12 protein-coding genes and 2 pseudogenes are annotated in these 16,034 nt (G+C 64.3%); 6 read left to right on the forward strand and 8 right to left on the reverse strand.

What is annotated here, in order from left to right:
- Positions 1-103: 103 nt before the first annotated feature.
- Positions 104-241 carry a hypothetical protein gene (locus DAT35_RS59725; RefSeq protein ID WP_158502464.1) on the reverse strand — a complete coding sequence of 46 codons (138 nt, stop codon included), beginning with the start codon at positions 239-241 and terminating at the stop codon, positions 104-106.
- Positions 242-267: 26 nt separating this feature from the next.
- Between DAT35_RS59725 and DAT35_RS57195 the strand changes: the two genes are divergently transcribed.
- Positions 268-408: a site-specific DNA-methyltransferase gene (locus tag DAT35_RS57195; protein WP_233262316.1), complete on the forward strand. Its 141-nt coding sequence runs from the start codon at positions 268-270 to the stop codon at positions 406-408.
- A gap of 28 nt (positions 409-436) precedes the next feature.
- Here DAT35_RS57195 and DAT35_RS57200 read toward each other — a convergent pair whose 3' ends face one another.
- Positions 437-4,609 carry a protein kinase gene (locus DAT35_RS57200; RefSeq protein WP_158502466.1) on the reverse strand — a complete coding sequence of 1,391 codons (4,173 nt, stop codon included), beginning with the start codon at positions 4,607-4,609 and terminating at the stop codon, positions 437-439.
- A gap of 5 nt (positions 4,610-4,614) precedes the next feature.
- Complete coding sequence (locus DAT35_RS57205; protein ID WP_108077899.1) at positions 4,615-4,941, reverse strand: hypothetical protein; 327 nt, start codon at positions 4,939-4,941, stop codon at positions 4,615-4,617.
- An 812-nt stretch (positions 4,942-5,753) separates the two neighbouring features.
- On the opposite strand from DAT35_RS57205, the gene DAT35_RS57210 reads away from it, so the two are divergent.
- Together DAT35_RS57210 and DAT35_RS58690 are read left to right on the forward strand one after the other, a co-directional pair.
- A complete protein-coding gene (locus DAT35_RS57210; RefSeq protein WP_146210336.1) occupies positions 5,754-5,975 on the forward strand; it encodes a hypothetical protein in 222 nt (73 codons plus the stop codon).
- 461 nt (positions 5,976-6,436) lie between these two features.
- Positions 6,437-6,916 (forward strand): hypothetical protein, encoded by a 480-nt coding sequence (locus tag DAT35_RS58690; protein WP_146210337.1) that lies wholly within the window; start codon positions 6,437-6,439, stop codon positions 6,914-6,916.
- An 823-nt stretch (positions 6,917-7,739) separates the two neighbouring features.
- On the opposite strand, the gene DAT35_RS58695 is transcribed toward DAT35_RS58690, so the two are convergent.
- On the reverse strand, positions 7,740-8,063 hold the full coding sequence (locus tag DAT35_RS58695) for a hypothetical protein (RefSeq protein ID WP_146210338.1): 324 nt from the start codon (positions 8,061-8,063) through the stop codon (positions 7,740-7,742).
- A 720-nt stretch (positions 8,064-8,783) separates the two neighbouring features.
- Here DAT35_RS58695 and DAT35_RS57215 point away from each other — a divergent pair.
- The 3 genes and pseudogenes from DAT35_RS57215 to DAT35_RS57235 all read left to right on the forward strand — a co-directional run.
- Positions 8,784-9,014 carry a hypothetical protein gene (locus tag DAT35_RS57215; RefSeq protein WP_199243326.1) on the forward strand — a complete coding sequence of 77 codons (231 nt, stop codon included), beginning with the start codon at positions 8,784-8,786 and terminating at the stop codon, positions 9,012-9,014.
- A 198-nt stretch (positions 9,015-9,212) separates the two neighbouring features.
- Positions 9,213-9,470 (forward strand): annotated as a pseudogene (locus DAT35_RS57225) (HAMP domain-containing protein); the annotation flags it as partial.
- 497 nt (positions 9,471-9,967) lie between these two features.
- A pseudogene (locus tag DAT35_RS57235) lies at positions 9,968-10,420 on the forward strand (ATP-binding cassette domain-containing protein); the annotation flags it as partial.
- Positions 10,421-10,525: 105 nt separating this feature from the next.
- On the opposite strand, the gene DAT35_RS58700 reads toward DAT35_RS57235, so the two are convergent.
- The 4 genes from DAT35_RS58700 to DAT35_RS57250 form a co-directional block, all read right to left on the reverse strand.
- Positions 10,526-13,111 carry an ATP-binding protein gene (locus DAT35_RS58700; protein ID WP_146210339.1) on the reverse strand — a complete coding sequence of 862 codons (2,586 nt, stop codon included), beginning with the start codon at positions 13,109-13,111 and terminating at the stop codon, positions 10,526-10,528.
- A gap of 223 nt (positions 13,112-13,334) precedes the next feature.
- Positions 13,335-13,928 (reverse strand): hypothetical protein, encoded by a 594-nt coding sequence (locus tag DAT35_RS57240; RefSeq protein ID WP_108077902.1) that lies wholly within the window; start codon positions 13,926-13,928, stop codon positions 13,335-13,337.
- Between the two features lie 17 nt (positions 13,929-13,945).
- The gene (locus DAT35_RS57245) at positions 13,946-15,130 is read right to left on the reverse strand and encodes an RICIN domain-containing protein (protein ID WP_108077903.1); all 1,185 of its coding nucleotides are present in this window, start codon (positions 15,128-15,130) and stop codon (positions 13,946-13,948) included.
- 138 nt (positions 15,131-15,268) lie between these two features.
- Positions 15,269-15,556: a hypothetical protein gene (locus DAT35_RS57250; RefSeq protein WP_108077904.1), complete on the reverse strand. Its 288-nt coding sequence runs from the start codon at positions 15,554-15,556 to the stop codon at positions 15,269-15,271.
- Between the last annotated feature and the right edge of the window lie 478 nt (positions 15,557-16,034).

The following is a 16,034-nucleotide window of genomic DNA, read 5'->3' on the forward strand; positions in this document are numbered from 1 at the left end:
AGCTCGACCGCTCGACGCTCAAGCGGCTGAGGGCCACCAGGAGCCGGGGAAATGAACCCAGCGGGCGCAGACCTGCTCAAATAAGTGCGGAGGAGGCGGGGCATTATGCATAGGCCATCACGTACGCCAACACCCGCCGCCTGCCTCCACACCTCAAGCACGCGAACACATCCACTGCGAACGTCTTGCGCAGCAACCCCTCCCAATCCAGCCTCCGGGCGCGCTGACGCTTGCGCCACATGGCCCGAGCTGCCTCATCTGACGCTGGTGCCTCCTCCTCGCCCGGCGCCGCCGCTGCGGAGAGCGCTGAAGCTGGGCCGGCGCTATGTGGGCATTGACATGGACGCGCAGTACCTCGAGCTGTCCAAGAAGCGCCTGGTCGAGGCCGAGCGCACGGCGCGCCGGTAGTCGTCCGGCGCGTGGGGGCGTGCCCCTCTCAGCCCGGCGACGTGCCCGGCGCGGGCTCCTGTGCGGAGAGCTCGGCGAGCAGCGCCCGGGCGGCCTTGTAGTCCCGGAGGTCGACTCCCTCGGGGAACCTGCCGCAGGCCTCGGACAGCAGCGCGGAGGCCTCCTCCGTCCTGGCGGATTGCCGCAGGAGTCGGGCCAGGCTCATGGCCGCACACACCTCGCTGATCGCCGCGCCGAAATCGCGGGCCTTCACGAGGGACCGCTCCAGACTGTCGCGCGCCGCTTCCGTCTCACCCTGACGGAGCAAGAACTCTCCCTGGAGCCACAGCAGGTCCGGAAGCGCCTGGCGGGCCAGGAGTCCGTCAAGCATCTTCAGGCCCTCTCTCGTGGCGGCCAGTCCCTCCGCGTACTGCCCACTGAGGAGATATGTCCTGAGGAGGAGCACCAGACAGGTCGGGTAGATGAGCTGGGCTCCGATCGCCTGGATCAGCGCGAGGCCCTGTTGGAGGGTGGCGATTCCCGCCGGAATATCCCCGAGCTGGGCCGTGGCCCAACCCAGGACGCAGTAGCCGATGGCCAGCGTGAACACGAACCCGTTGCCGGCCGAGACGGAGATCACGCGGTTCGCCAGGTCCCGCGCGAGCTCGGGCTCACAGGCGATGCGCTCGATCGACGCGCAGAACGTGAGCGTGTGCGCGAGGGCATACGGGTGTTGCATCTCCTCGGCCACCGCGAGCGCCTCATGGTAGCTCCTGCGCGCCCGGTCGATGTCTCCCAGTATCGACTCGCTGAGGGCCTTGTACAGATACGAATTGAGCACCTGCTCGACGATGTCGCTCTGGCTGCCCCCACCGCGGATACGCGCCGAGGTCATCAGCGAGCGATCTCGAGCGAGCTGCTGCTGCGCCAGGATGCAGTGCCGCAGGGCCGTGTCATAGGCACCCTTCCAGAATATCCAGGAGCCGAGTCCGACATGGGCCACCATCCGGGTCGCCGGGTCCTCGTGGGTCTCGAGGAGGCGATAGAAATGCACGGACAGCCGGTCGGCCGCCTCGCCGTCCCCCCGTACCACCGCGACGACCCAGAGGCCCCAGAGCACGGAGAGCGGGAGATCCCCGTACCGCTCGCACAGCGAGTACGCGCGGGTATAGACCTCCTCGACCTCCCGAGCCGCGAAGCCCTTCGTCGAGACGAGCGCCTGACCCAGCTCGACCCGCAGGGCGATCTCCCGCTCATCCCGTTCGCGCGAGGCGGGCAGTAGCGCGAGTTGGTCGAGCGCCCGGCTGAAGTGGATGCCCGCTTCGAAGAGGGCCGACTTCGCCGCGGTCCGTTGGCCCGCGCGCTGCCACAGGTCCACAGCCTGTACCGTCAGGCCCGCCCGGGTGGCGTGGTGCGCCAGCAGCTCGGGATGCTCCTCCGGCATCGCGGGGAACTGCTCGCGGAGCACGTGGAAGATGCGGGTGTGGTAGTGCTGGCGCGTGCTTCGGGGCAGGGATTGGTAGGCCGCGTCCTGGACGAGCGTGTGCTTGAAGGCATACACGAGGTGTGGCGGCCAACCCTGCTCGAAGAGCAGCCCGGCCTGTTCCAGTCTCCGCAGCTCCCGCTGCAGCTCGTTTTCCCCGAGGAACGAGATGGCGCGGAGCACGTCGTGATCGAACTCCCGGCCCAGCAGGGCCGCCAGCTGCGCCAGCGCCTTCGTCCGGGGCGGGAGTTGAGCGAGCCGGACCTGGAGGGACTCGTGCAGGGTGGCCGGGATCGGGGGAAGGTCATCCTCCGGTGAGGTTTCGCCCCTGCCTTGCTGCTCCACCACCATCCGCGTCAGCTCCTCGACGAAGAGGGGAATGCCATCGGTCCTGGCCACGAGCTGCTCGACCGTTCGGGTTTGCAAGGCCCTGCCGCGAGCGGCTTGCTGGACGAGGGCCACGGTGGCCTCGGGTGGGAGGCGCGCGAGCCGCAGCTCGTGGAAGCCGGGCCGCTCCGCCCAGGCCTGGGTGAGCTCGGGACGGCTGGTGAGCAGGACACAGAGCCGGAGGCCGTCGAGGTGCTCCAAGAGGAAGCCGAGGAAGTGGAGGGTGGAGGGATCCGCCCAGTGCACATCCTCCATGACGAAGACGAGGGGCCTTTGTCCGGCCAGCTGCTGGAGAAGGGCCGAGAGCGCCTGGACGCCCCGCTCTCTCTGGCGCTCCGGGGGGAGCAGGAGGAAGGGAGCCTCCCGGGGGAGCGGCAGGGAGAGCAGTGAGGCGAGGGGAAGCAGGTGCTCCGCGGACAGGCCGGACGCGCCCAGCTGGTCCTCCAGCTTTCGCAGCTTCTCCGGGGGGCCATCCTGGGGAGAGAAGTCCAGGAAGCGTCGCAGCCAATCAATGAGTGGGTAGAAGGCACTGCTCTTGAATTGCGGCCAGCACTGACTCCGCACCCAGGTGCTCGTGCTGGGGGGCTCGCGGTCGTGCAGCTCCTGGACGAGGCGGGATTTGCCAATGCCCGCTTCTCCCCGGAGCAGGATGAACGTCCCATGCTCGCGCGTGGCTTCTTCTCGCAGTTGGGCGAGGCGCCGCAGCTCGCGCTCCCGCCCCACCAGCGGCGTCAGGGGGCCCATGACGAACGCGCGGTCGAAGCGGGTCACGTTCCCGCGCTCGTGGAGCACCTGGTGGACACCGATGGGCTGGGCGCCCGAGAGGCCTTCGAAAGTTCTCGGGCCCAGGGCGCGTGTCTGGAATCGCCCTCGTACGAGTGCGTGGGTCTGGTCGCTGAGGAGCACCGTGTCCGGCTCGGCCTGCGTGGCCAACCATGAGGCGAGCCGTGGGGCCTCGCCCTGCATTGCAGGCGTCATCCCCTGGAACTCGGACATGACGGCGGCCAGTGTCACCACGTCCGTATGGATGCCGACCCTCATGGACAGGCCCGGGCACCACGCGCACGCCAGCTCTCGCGCGAGCTGCCGCGTCTGCTGCAACGCCGCGCGGACCGCATGCTCCGAGTCTTCCTCTTGAACGAGAGGATAGCCGAAGCTCGCGAGCACCTCGGCTCCAACGGCCGTGGTGATGGTTCCACCGTGTTGTTGGATGATGCGTGTGCAGGCGCGGTGGAAGAGCAGCTCCAGCTCGCTGAAGTCCTCGGGATTCAGCATCCGGGCCCCGGGCACGAGCGCGAGCCTGCAGGCCACGAGCGTCACCTGCCGCCGCTCGGCGGAGGCTTGTGGACGCAGCGGCTGAAGGGCGAGCCGCTCCTGCAACTCGCAGAGCCGCTTCAGCAACTCGGAGCCGTCAGCGGGGCGATTCGCCGGCTCCTTGTCGAGCGTCGAGGCCACGAACCGCTCCACCTCTGCGGGCAGCTCGGGATGATGCGCGCGCAACGAGGGCATCGGCTCGGGAGAGGTGACGCGGACGCGGAGCTCGTGGGGGGACACCAGCGGCAGCGGGTGCTCGCCAGTGAGCATCTCGAAGAGGATGAGCCCGCATGCCCAGGTGTCGTCACGCGCCGACGGGGGCTCGCGCCTCCACTGCTGCGGGGACATGTAGGGCGGCGTTCCCGCGCCGCCAGACTCGAGGCTGGCGGAGGTGCCGCTGAGCAGCTGCGACAGACCGAAGTCGAGCAGCTTCGCCCGGCCGCTGGCGGTGATGAAGACATTGCCCGGCTTGATGTCCAGGTGGATGATGTGGCGCTCGTGTGCATGCGCCAGACCCGCTGCCACGTCGATCATCAGAGCCAGGGCGCGCCGCAGCTCGAGCCGACCTCGCCGCAGCAGCGCCTGCAGGGACTCTCCCTCCAGGTACTCCATCACCAGGAAGGGGAGCTTGAAGGGGAGCGCACCATTCCCCTGCCGGAAGCCGGTGTGCCACAGCGCCACATCGTGGATCCGGACGACGTTCTCGTGGTCGAGCCGGGCAATCGCCTGGGCCTCCTCCCGGACGAGCGTTGCCACGCGGGGCTCGGAGAGATCCCGGACGGACAGCAGGAACTTCAGGGCGACCGTTCGCCGCAGCTCATGGTCCAGCGCTCGGAAGACCCGCCCCATGCCTCCGCGGCCGGCCAGCTCGAGGATTTCGTAGCGGGTCCCATCCTGGCCGCCCAGGCGCTCCCCCGGAACGGGCATGGGAATCGGTAGGGGAGACTCGTGGACGAGCTCCTTTAGGAACGAGTCATCCAGCTCGGATTCGCTGGCCGCAACCAGGGACGAGGTGTCACCGTCTGGCTGCCTGCCCATGTCGCTCATCTCCGGTCCTCGCCTGACGATCGTAGGCTCAACTGCGTCGCGGCCTCCTCGATGAGCACGCTCTTGCGCTCCAACAAAGCGGCATCTGCCAGCTTGAACTCCGCGGCATCCTGCGCGCGCACACGGAGTCCTTCGTCGGGAAGGTCCTGGACCAACTCCATGGCCTTCTGGAGCGGGACCGGCCGCAGCTCGGGTGGGAGGGCCTTCGAGAGGGCTCCTCCCTGCTCCCTATGTAGGAAGATGCTGAACAGGGCGGCGCGGTATTCATGAACGGCCTTGGGCTGTTCCGAACGCATGCTGTCGGGCTGTTGCAGCTCTCTCATCGGGTTCCACTCCAGCGACTCGCGCGGTGCTTGCACGAGGCCCGCTGAGTGAAAATTGAGTTAGCTCGGCCTGCTATCAATTGACGGCTATGAGGAGGGTCGTGTGGCTTGTCGTCGGCGGTCGGTGAGGGGCACCGGAGGCCTCCTCCCATACCCTCCTTGCCCGGAGTGCTGCTCGCGGTATCGGCAGGGGGCCTCGGGCTCGAGCCCCTGGCGTGGGTATGGCCGTACGACCTCGGTGACCAGGATTCCGCGTTTCCGTCCGGTGCTGTGCAATGTGAGGATTTCGATTGCCTCAGAGTTCGAGGGCGTCGTTTGCGCAAGGACTGTCGTGGTTCATTCTGGATTGACTATAGAGGAGATGAAGCGGCCAGGCGGCCACGGGGGCGTGGAGGCCCATCGAGCCCTACATTGCGGCAGCGCGGACGTGACCGCCGCCAACTTCGCCCCCATGTACGCCACGCGAAGCCGTCGGGTGAAGACAGACAAGAGGGATGCGCGCAGCCTGGCGGAGGCGTGCAAGTTGAGGGCGTACCGGCCGGCGCACCGCACTTCGGACGCCAAGAGGCACATGAAGGCGCAGCTGGCGGTGCGTGAGGCGCTGGTGCGCACGCGCACCCGCTACATCTGCCTGGTGAGTGCCCTGGTGAGGCATGAGGGGTTGCGGATAGCGGATGGGGAGGCGGAGTCCTTCGTCAAGCGGGTGGCGGACCTGGTGCTGCCGGGCAAGCTCATGGCCCAGGTGGCGCCGCTGCTCAGTCTCATGCAGCACCTCAACGAGCAGATTGCCTTCATGAATGGTGTACCGCTCCATGGCCCCGCTGCCCATCCCCGCGCCCGAGCAGCAGCCCGCTCCCGCCGCCGGGACGCCCGCGCCCGTGGCCGAGGCCCCCGCCCCTGTCGCCCAGGAGACGCCCGCGGTGATCGCCGCCCCCGCCGCCGAAACCCCCGTGGCCGGGGAGCCCGCCCCCGAGGCGAGAGCAAGCGAGCAGGCGCCGTCTTCCACCGCGCCGCGCACCGCCGAGGCCGAGTAACACCGCATAAGAAAGCGGCGCTGGGGTGAGCTGTCCTTCAGCGGAAGTTCAACCCTCCCTGGGGCGCGGCTTGTACCGCCAGGACCCGTACCCACACTACGGCCCCCTGCTCTCCCCATAGGAAGGTGGACATGCTTCGGTATTGGACCGGTATGTCTTCGTTGCTCTCCGTCTGTGCGCTGACAGGCTTTGTCGCCTCTCACACGGCGGTAGCGGCGGAGTCCGCGACGTGTCAGCCCATCACCCTCTCAAATTAAGCAACCTCTTCAACGCCATCGCACCGCATCATACGTTATGGTTATGTTGTTTTGTGTTTGCAGTGTAATTACACTATTTCGTCATTTACTTCTGGTACTGTTGCATCGACCTGCTTCTACAGACAAGGCATTCGCGGCACGCTTCGCAGGCTTAAGAGGCGATTTCTTTTTCTCGGCGTAAACACATTGGAAGGAGAACGTCAGATGAACCTCAGATTGACCATATCGTGCATAGCACTTTTTGCAGCCGGTTTTGCACAATCAGCTCTCGCAGGCGACGGTAACGATCAGGGAGCAAACGGGCAGGGAGCAAACGGGACGTCCTACATCGCAACCATTACGGATTCGAATGGAAATTTCGCCTCTCGCGGTGTCATCACGTTACACAGCGATCACACGATGTCGGTGATAGATTCCGCACAAGGAGGCCCGCAATTCTTCTTCAGCAGCCAACTCGGCGCGTGGCATGTGGGCGGCAACGGAGTGGTAACCGGCAGAACGATCGACTTCGACTTCCCAAACGCGGACATTGCACGCTTGGATTACACCATTCACTTTGGAGCGAATGGTAGTGCCACGGGCACAATCACGCTCACCGCCTTCCCCCTTCACGCAAACCCACTTGACGGCGGCGGAACCGTCGTAGGGACATTTACCTTCACCGCCTACTCGATTGCGCCCTAGCAGGTTAGAGCGACCGGGGCATCTGCGAGACCAGGTGTTGCTAACAGGCGCAATGCTGCGTCAGAGAAGCGTCGTATAGGCGATTCACTGAGAAGTTGCCACAACCAGTCTCCAATGTCTCTCCCAATAACCATTGCCGAGCTTGGCTGGTCCAAAGAGCCTGGAGTAGGCCCACTCCTTACGGGGACAAATGCTTCGAGGATCACGGCTCAACTTCGTGTTTGAATGCATCCTGACCATGGCGAACTCCTGATCTGAGCAGTAATCGGCGTGTGGAACAGTCAGCTCGCCATGCGAAGTGATGACGACTCGCCGGTTGGCACGGAGTCACGTAACCCTGCTCTAGGCCGTCCGACCACGCAGTCCAGCGCCGACCCGCCGCTGGTTGTAATAAGCGGCGCATCGATCCTGCTCCCGACGCAGATCGAGACCGTTCCACAAAGAACGGTCTGCTCGAGATACTCGCGCCGCAGAGTTCCAATCAGCGCGTGCGTGCGCCGGACTGCCGGCCCACCAGTATGAGCGGCAGTCCTAGCAGCAGCTCGTCGATTGCGCCACCGCAAGAGAGGCGGGACTCCTATCGGGAACGTTCACACCTCCAGGTATGTGTCCTGGTCAGGTGACTCGGCTAACACGCCCGCTGTGCTCACCCGCAGACGGCGCATTGACGAGTTTCACTTGAGTATTGCCGAGACAAGCAGCAACTTCAGCGTGCTGGCCCACATAGCCTACCCTCGGTCGCGCGACAAAATGGGCAGCGGTCACTCACCTCCGATGAACTCGTACGTCGGCTCCAGTTGAGCTGAATTTCTGCGCTGCTCTCTCAGCAGCCCTGAGTCGACCATCGCAACGCAATGAGCCAGCTTTCATTTCTGTTACAACAGACCACGGATTTTCTTTCCGCGGCGGCCGATTTACCCAACTCGATTTCCCGGGCGCTACCGGTACCAAGACCGCAGGACTGAACAAGCGCGGTGATATTGTCGGAACCTTTGCTGATGCAGCGGGCGTCCAACACGGTCTGGTTCTCGAGAACGGTATATTCAGCCAACTTGATTTCCCTGGCTCTACCTCCACCCAACTTGGATCCATTGACGATGCTCGTGAGATCGTCGGCTTCTTCACTGACACCGCCGGACGGACACACGGTCTTGTTAACGCTTCAGGGACATTCACCCCTTCGTCGGGGCCAACGGGAAGGACAGCGTGTTCCTTTCTGTCAGCGGACACGTTGACGATAAAGGCGGGGGCAACCAGTGTGTGATCACTTCCACGGGAACTTACACCGTCACCGGTGGGACCGGAGCGTTCGCGAACGCCACGGGGAGCGGGACAATCGACACGCAGATTGATCTGTGCGCAGGTACCGTATTGGGGACATATACGGGGACGATCTCCCAGCCGAACTCGTGACCCACCATCGTGAGTTGAATAATTGGAGAAGACACTGGGAGTTCCTGCGATTCTCGGGGACTCACGAGGTACACGGAATCATCGCCGCGACCTGAGACCGCGAAGCCGAAAAGCGGCGCCTAGCGGTCGTCCAAGAGCCGCCGAAACAAGAATTGGCCGACGCAGTCGAAACGCCAGCCGCCAGTTGCTGCCTGGCGCCGCCCTGCCCCACCTGACGCCGCATCTGCACGCTCTTCTCCTTCAGGTGAGACACTCAGCCAACATGAATAAACCACAGATTTCGCCCGATGGCGTGCAAACAGACGCTCGTCAGCGCGATGCTTTCGCACAGGCAAAGCGCCTGGATGTCAAAGAGATGGGCCTGGAAAGCCGGGCACCGGCCGGATGCTCAGTTTCGACTCTGCAGCGGCGGGTATGAGATAATCCCGGCGCGGAAACAGCAAGGAAGCCTTTTATGAGACGTGAACAGCTCACGGAAAAACTTCTCGACATCAAACGCGAGAGAGGTTGGTCCTGGCAGTACATCACCAGCGAGATCGCCGGCCTGTCGCCCGTTCTCGTAGTCAGCGCCCTTCTCGGACAGATGAAGCTACCAAAGCCGCTTGCGGAGAAAGCGGCGACCCTATTCAGCCTTTCCGAGAGCGACAAGCGCATGCTCAATGAAGTACCGACTCGCTGGTGTTGAGGCTCACGCCGCCCCAGCCAGAAGAGCCCCTACCGCGCACCTCCTGGGTGGGCGGCCTCGGCCGGCGTGTACCCCCAGGGGCTGCGCCGCTTTTGCTCCGGCCTGGCGCACTGCTCGGGCGGCTCCCGTCAGCGGCCCTCCTCGGCCCCTCCGCTCCAGCCCTCTCCCTCAACAGGCCTTCAATCCTTCTTATGCTCTGACTTCGAGGTCGGGCTGGAGACCTCGCGCGAGGACGAGCTGGACCAGCTGGCGCACGCCTTCCAGCGGATGGCCCGCGAGGTCCAGCGGCGCGAGGAGGCCCTGAAGCAGGCCAACGAGGGGCTGGAGCATCGCGTGGAGGAGCGCACCCGGGAGCTCACGGACGTGCACCGGCAGCTCGTGGAGACGGCGCGGCAGGTGGGCCGGGCGGAGATCGCCACCAACGTGCTGCACAACGTGGGCAACGTGCTCAGAGCATAGGAAGGACAGGAGCCCTCTTGGGCGTAGCGGGCGGGAGCAGAGGGGGAGGTGAGGGACGCTGACGGGGAGCCCATGAGCCGCACGCCGAGCCGGCGCACAAGCCTTTCATCTCCAGCAGACACACGCCTGCCCAGCCCAGCCGCTTTCCCAGCAGGGACGCGGCAGGGGCCTGGCTCTCTTGGCTGGCTGGGGCGGCTTGCGCTTCAACACCACGCGCTCTGGGGCGGCCCTCGCGCAGGGGCCAGGTGCGCACTCGCCGTGGGCAACCCCAGGTGCTCCACCATCGCTCTCACCCCTCCTGCTCCCTTCTCGTACGCCAACACCCTCCGCCTGCCTCCACTCCTCACGCACGCGTACACATCCAGGGCGAACCTCCTGCTCAGCAGCCCGGCACAGTCCAAACGGGGTGTGCTCTCCTTCCTCGGCTCCTCCACCGTCGCTGCAAAGGCGGGGCTCTCCTCCTCCTGCCCCGGCTCCGCCCCTGCTTGAGGGAGCAGACGCTCGAGGACGTGGGCCTGGGGTACATCCGGTTGGGGCAGAGCGCACCGACGCTGTCGGGAGGCGAGGCCCAGCGCATCAAGCTGGCACGCGAGCTGGCGCGAGTGGCCACGGGCCGGACGCTGTACATCCTCGACGAGCCCACCACGGGCCTGCACGTCGAGGACATCCGCAAGCTGTTGCACGTGCTCAACCGGCTGGTGGAGGCGGGCAACACGGTGCTGGTCATCGAGCACAACCTGGACGTCATCAAGAGCGCGGACTGGGTGATCGACCTCGGGCCCGAGGGCGGCACGGGCGGAGGCCAATTGCTGGCCACGGGGACTCCGGAGCAGGTCGCCGAGGTGAAGGAGAGCCACACCGGGCGCTACCTCAAGCACGTGCTGACGAAGTCGAGGAAGCACCGCGTGGGCCGCAAGCCCCCCGAGAAGGCCGCCCCCGCAGCCTGACGGTGTGAGAAGACGAGGCGGCGGGTTCGATTCCCGCCGCCTCCACTCGTCAGTGCCCCAGGTTCCCCAGAACTTGGGGTCTTTTCACTGACGTGTCCCGGATGGTCATGTTGGTCGGCACAGCACCCATGCCACAGACCGGAACGCCTTCTGGCGCGTCCGCAACCTACCGACCGTAACTTGCTCTCGATTCATCTTCAGTGACGTCTTCGCGTCTCCGGCATCCGAAAGGGAAATCCCCCAAGCCCGTGCAACTGCGAGGATAACCGCGACAACGAGAGGTGAACCGAAACGCGGGTCGCCTTCGCCCCAGGGCCACCTCTCATCCCGTCTTGGCATATTAATAACCGGAGCACTAACCTGATCGACGGTTAGCGCATCGGCGACGAGTTCCACCGTGTCATCGCCCAGCACCCAATGGCCATCTCGTTCGCACAAATAAACGCGATCTTTAGCTGCGGCCCACTCGCCCACCTTTTCTACATCTAGCGCTCCGCTAGATGATTCGGCGATTGGAAGCATTCCGGTTCTGCCGCCAAGCATGAACACTAGCGACGCGCAATGTTGGAGGGCTTCGATGTCGTGACCAAACACTGCTTGGATTAGCGGAACCTGTTCCTCGGCCCAGCGAATCCGCTCCTCGTCGTTGAATAGCGGCAGTGCAGAGTCCCGCGCCGCTCTCGTTGGGTATCCGAGGAACACTCCTGAGATCCCATGTAGATAGCACGCACGGAGTCCGCCCACGCAGAGAACGCCTCGTGAAAGGTTGGACGCCTCCTCGTAATGAATCGCGGCGCGACCAACGATCTCCTTCTCCTTAGACCAAAGATATCGCAAAGAAGGAGACATGTCCGCAATCGGGCGGAAATAGCCCTGGCGCTCCTCAAGCCAGTTGCCGGCATCGTGATCCAGTACTCGTTCAAGTAGCGCCTTCCCGTCCATCGATATCCAATCGTTGGCGGAGACGACGCAATGTTCAGCGCTCGAACCGTCTTGTACAAAAAGGCTCACATCAAGGGCGGGACACAACCAAGCACAAAGCCGTGGCAGTGGAACGGTTGCGTCGGCAATAGGACGATCCAGCCATACACGCACGCATGTACCACCATCAACCAAGAGTTCCGACTCATCGGCTGGTCGCAGCACCGGACGTGTCCTAGGACCCGCTGCGAACTCAAGCACGCGGGTGTCCCTACGCCCCTCATCCATCCGACGCGTTATGATCCGGACCCTCCGACCAAGCATGAAGACCGAAAAGAAGCCAATGCCGTAACGACCGATCGGCTCAAAGCCTTCGCCAATGAGTCCGGGCCATTCCTGTCGTGCTAGGTGCGACCGCCAGTACGACGTCCCAAAATCCAACAAGGGGCCGGCGACAACTGCCCGCGACATACCGATGCCGCTGTCGAATACTTCGAGCCATTCTCCCGTCGCATCGCGTCCCGTCCTTACCACAATCCGGCCCCAATTAGGCGGCAGGCGGTCAAGAGTTCGCCTCGCTCGTACTGCGTCAGCGGCATTCTGAATGAGTTCGCGAAGAGGGATGGTGGGATCGTCGCCATAAAGTTCCTTTCCCCCAATCCGCTCCACCAGACCGAACACATCGGAGGCGCGCAGGCGCGCATCAACCGGCTCCCAACCGGAAGTGCCAATCCATTCAACAAGGCGCGCAGGATCTTCAGCCCCAGCAACCCGGCGTGCCTTCAGGCGTTGCCGCTTCAGATCAGTGAGCAATGCGTCGACTTCTCTAAGCTCGTGATCGATCATCTGCAAGGTCTCGAAACAGAGCCACCATGCCTCGGCGTCCTTGAGTGCGAATGCACTTCCAGATGTGTACTCAAGGCTGCCATCGACCTCCTTCGGGGTATGCAGCTTCTCTTGGAAGATCCAGTGACTCTTGGATATCCCTGCTGGCTTTCGAAAAGCTCTGAGGATCCGAGGCGCGCGTCGAGCATCAATGTGTGCAGCATCAGCAGCGCGCAGCAAACAGGCCACCTTGAGCGGATCGATCGTCCAATCATTATGGAAGCCAGCAGGCGCGCCAACTATCTTTGGAAAATGAGCTCGAAGGTCGCTGGCTGGCCACCAATGACTGTGTGCAATGCGACCAATGAGCGGTCCAAGGTTCAATCGAAGATCAACATCCGCGATCAGGTGATGTGGCTCATCGTCGTCGCGATCACGCCATGACAACAACGGGAGACGCTCAGCCTGCTGTGCGTGAAGCTCCCGAAGAAGCTCAGCGATGACCGGGTTCTCTACAACAGGAGAGGGAGCGACGAGTTCAGAAGGAGTCGGCCGTCGGCCATTCTCCCGTTGGAACTGCAAGACGAAAAGATCTAGCCATTTTTTCTCACGGCGAAGCCCAGCTCGTCCTTCCGGGTACGCCGCCAAGCACATGCCCGCATCGTGCAATAAAATTGCTCCACCGAGCACGAACCCCTCGAGCGGAGTCAGTGCAAAGCTATCTCCTGCCAGAATTGACGCCATTTCCCAAAGCGCATCCAGGTGGGTCAAGTCATGGACCGTGTAGTCGCGGAGATCTTGCGGTATTTCGGCGACTAATTGCCCTACTCGCTCACGGAAGGACAGGAACTCCACGCGTAGACGTTCTCTGGCGGCCGATTCGGAATCTGCGGCTTGCGGAGCGAGTGTGCTCTTCCACAGAGCCGTAAGCTTGAAGTCGGGCACGATTGCCTCTGGATTTCTCGTTGAGGGTGTTTGGGGGATGATATCTTACCTACCCTTCATATCACCACACAATTGAGGCAGATACAGGACGGATGGAGGCACCGTTGAGGCGCGGTCTGCTGGTGTACCTGGAAGGAGTCAGACGATTTGTGGGGCACGGCAGCGAGTGCGAGTTGGAGGACGCACGAACCCGGGCGCCAAGAGCGAAAGGGGCCCGCGCCACTCACGGCTCAAGCGACTGAGGCGGTGGCTTGGCACTGTAGGCGGGCGAGTAGTACTTACCCTGGTGCTCGTAGAGAACGTCCGGGCACGGGGCCTTGAGTTCATGCGGCAACCAGCAGGCGCCAATCAACTCGACCTCGGCGTAGGGAGTGCAGGTAGGGCGCTTCTGCCCCTTGAAGGGTTCACGCGGCAGCGGACGGGCGAGCACGGACGCCCCAGCATCCGCAGTGTCCACGAGCCCCCCATGAGTGGGCTGGTCCGGATTCCAGTCCTCCGTGGGCACCTCCTGGCCCATGGGCGCGGACGAGGTGCTCGCGAGAGGTTCCGAGCCGCTCGGCGGTGGGGACACGGAGGCCAGACGCACCAGCACGAGGAGCAGGACGCCCACCACGGCGGCATTCGCCAACGCCAATCCCAGGCGCCAGCGGCGGCGTGACTCGTGGTTGTCGTCGAAAGCTCGGGCCATGCGCCGCACGCCCTTGCGCACTGCCTCGAACATGAGCACCAGCGCCTCCACCGAGTTCCTGTCGGGGGCCCCCTCGGAGTCCTCCACCTCCAGGGCTGGAATGAGTCCTTTGACACCTTCCCGGCTCACAGCGCATCCTTCACAGGTCACTCGGAGGTCACCTTCCACAGCTGTCCCGAGTCACTGCAGGCTGTCTTGGCGAGTACGGGGATGTTGTTGTCCTTGCTGTCATTGAGGATGCCCAGAGACTGCGCATCGCCCTGCGCCTGGGTGGTCAGCCGGTAGATGCCGTTGGGCTCCGGAATCAGCTTCCACCGCTGCTCCGGAACATCCGCGGATTTGACGAGCAGGGGGCGATTGCCTGCGGTGCTGGCCAGGGACAGGCTGGTCCCACGCCACTGGGTCGTCAACCGGTAGTAGCCGTTGGCCTCCGGAGTCAGCTTCCACTTCTGTCCCGTGAACTCTCCCGACCTGGCGAGGATGGGCACGTTGTCGGCCTTGCCGTCCCCGAGGATGTCCAGCGACATGCCCTCGCCCTGCCACAGGGTCGTCAACCGGTAGTAGCAGCGGGCATCGAAGGCGGCGGACGCCGGTGGCGTGGTCGTGGTCGTGGTCGTGGTCGTGGGCATCTGCCACATCCGCTCGAGCAGCGCGAGCATGCCCGGGTCGTGATTGGCCAGCTCTTCACGTGTGAAGGGATAGTAGTCGTTGCGGCCGAAGAACGCCTCCGAGGTCTCCGAGAAGTACTCCCAATCGTCGAGGATGGCATACGCACGCTCGAACGTGATGGGCTTGTCGGGCCCACGCCGGCGCTCCACGCATTCGTAGCTCCTGCTTGCAACCGCGAGCGCATAGGCAGCCCTGATGTCGGCGTGCTGGTGGAGCACCTGGTCGTAATAGGCGTGGGCGAGCTCGTGGAGCACGAAGAGGGGCATCCGCTTGGTTTCCTTCTCGAAGATGAGGACGTTCGAGAACTCGATGCCCTTCAGCATCGCCATGTTGCGACCCGGCTGGCCCAGCCAGACCTTGCCAGCATGGTACCGACCCGCATCCTCCGCGTCGGGATAGGGCGGCGACAGCCACAGCGTCACCTTGCGGAGCTGAGCCACGGGGCCCGCGGGGACGAGCCGGACGACCTCCTTGAGCTGCGCCCCCAGGAGCACCAGGGCCTTGTCCGTCAGGGGCTTGTTCGCCGCTGACAGCAGGCGGTCATCGATGCGAATCGTCCAGCCCTCGAGGGTCCGGGTCTGGTAGGTGGGAGCGGGGCTGGCCGCGGAGGCGACGCAAGCGAATGCCAGGGCGACCAGGAGGAGCCATCGTGGAGAGTGCATGCCGCATCATACACCGCGTGCGGCAGGCCATCCCAACCCACGCTGGCGATGGAGGAGTGTCAAACCAGCCCCTCGCGTGACAAGGACAGCCCATGGGGACCGGACTGCCTCACCCGCGGCCGCTCCCTTCAGGCAGCCTCAGGGACACTCGCAGGCGGGCCTGCACGCGTAGTCGCGATAGCAGGTGGCACCGGCACATGCGGCGGTGCAATCAGCCAGCGTGACGAAGTTCCGGTCAACGGAATCACACCTCCATACCCGCGGGCAGATGGCCATCTGCGTGACGTCGCCCTCGGAGCGTTGCTCATCGACGGCGGAGGACTCGGCCGGGGGAACCTGCTCGGGTTCGGACGCATTGCCACCGCAACCCACCACGGAGAGGGTAAGACCCACGACGACAGCGAGCAGCGGAGAGATGATTCGCATAGGGAGATCTCCTGGATTGCACGAGGACAGGCCAACGGGTGGTTCCGGCGTATAGGAGGGATGGGGGAGGTGTTGAGGGAGAGGGCTGGAGCCGAGGGGTGGAGGAGGGCTGCTGAAGGGTGCCACGAGGCTGTGCGCCGGGCCGGTGGAGAGGCGGTGCAGCCCCATGGGGCACACATCGGCCCAGTGGCTTCCCCAGGGGGAGGCCAGCAGGGGCGTGGGCGTCTTTGGCACCGTGACTGCTCGAGGCTCAACACCACGCGTGCTGGGGTGGCCCCTGCGCTGCAGCCAGCGCAAGCAGGCCGCGTGGGCAGTGACAGGTGCTCCAGAATGGCGCGCACTGCGTTGGGTGCCGTCAGGACGGCATCGACACACTGCCACGGGTCCGCCACCATTATTTGAGCGCGTGACCGTCACGCTGCCGGTCCATCCCCTCAAAGGAGTGATGCTGCCGGTCGCCCGGTTCATTCGCAGCCAG

The sequence above is a fragment of the Vitiosangium sp. GDMCC 1.1324 genome (assembly GCF_003044305.1).
Classification (GTDB): domain Bacteria; phylum Myxococcota; class Myxococcia; order Myxococcales; family Myxococcaceae; genus Archangium.

Bases quoted from the DNA above. Each gene is read 5' to 3' on its own strand.
- DAT35_RS59725 (WP_158502464.1), bottom strand. From the start codon at position 241: ATGTGGCGCAAGCGTCAGCGCGCCCGGAGGCTGGATTGGGAGGGGTTG.
- DAT35_RS57200 (WP_158502466.1), bottom strand. From the start codon at position 4,609: ATGGGCAGGCAGCCAGACGGTGACACCTCGTCCCTGGTTGCGGCCAGC.
- DAT35_RS57205 (WP_108077899.1), bottom strand. From the start codon at position 4,941: ATGAGAGAGCTGCAACAGCCCGACAGCATGCGTTCGGAACAGCCCAAG.
- DAT35_RS57210 (WP_146210336.1), top strand. From the start codon at position 5,754: ATGGCCCCGCTGCCCATCCCCGCGCCCGAGCAGCAGCCCGCTCCCGCC.
- DAT35_RS58690 (WP_146210337.1), top strand. From the start codon at position 6,437: ATGAACCTCAGATTGACCATATCGTGCATAGCACTTTTTGCAGCCGGT.
- DAT35_RS57215 (WP_199243326.1), top strand. From the start codon at position 8,784: ATGAGACGTGAACAGCTCACGGAAAAACTTCTCGACATCAAACGCGAG.
- DAT35_RS57245 (WP_108077903.1), bottom strand. From the start codon at position 15,130: ATGCACTCTCCACGATGGCTCCTCCTGGTCGCCCTGGCATTCGCTTGC.
- DAT35_RS57250 (WP_108077904.1), bottom strand. From the start codon at position 15,556: ATGCGAATCATCTCTCCGCTGCTCGCTGTCGTCGTGGGTCTTACCCTC.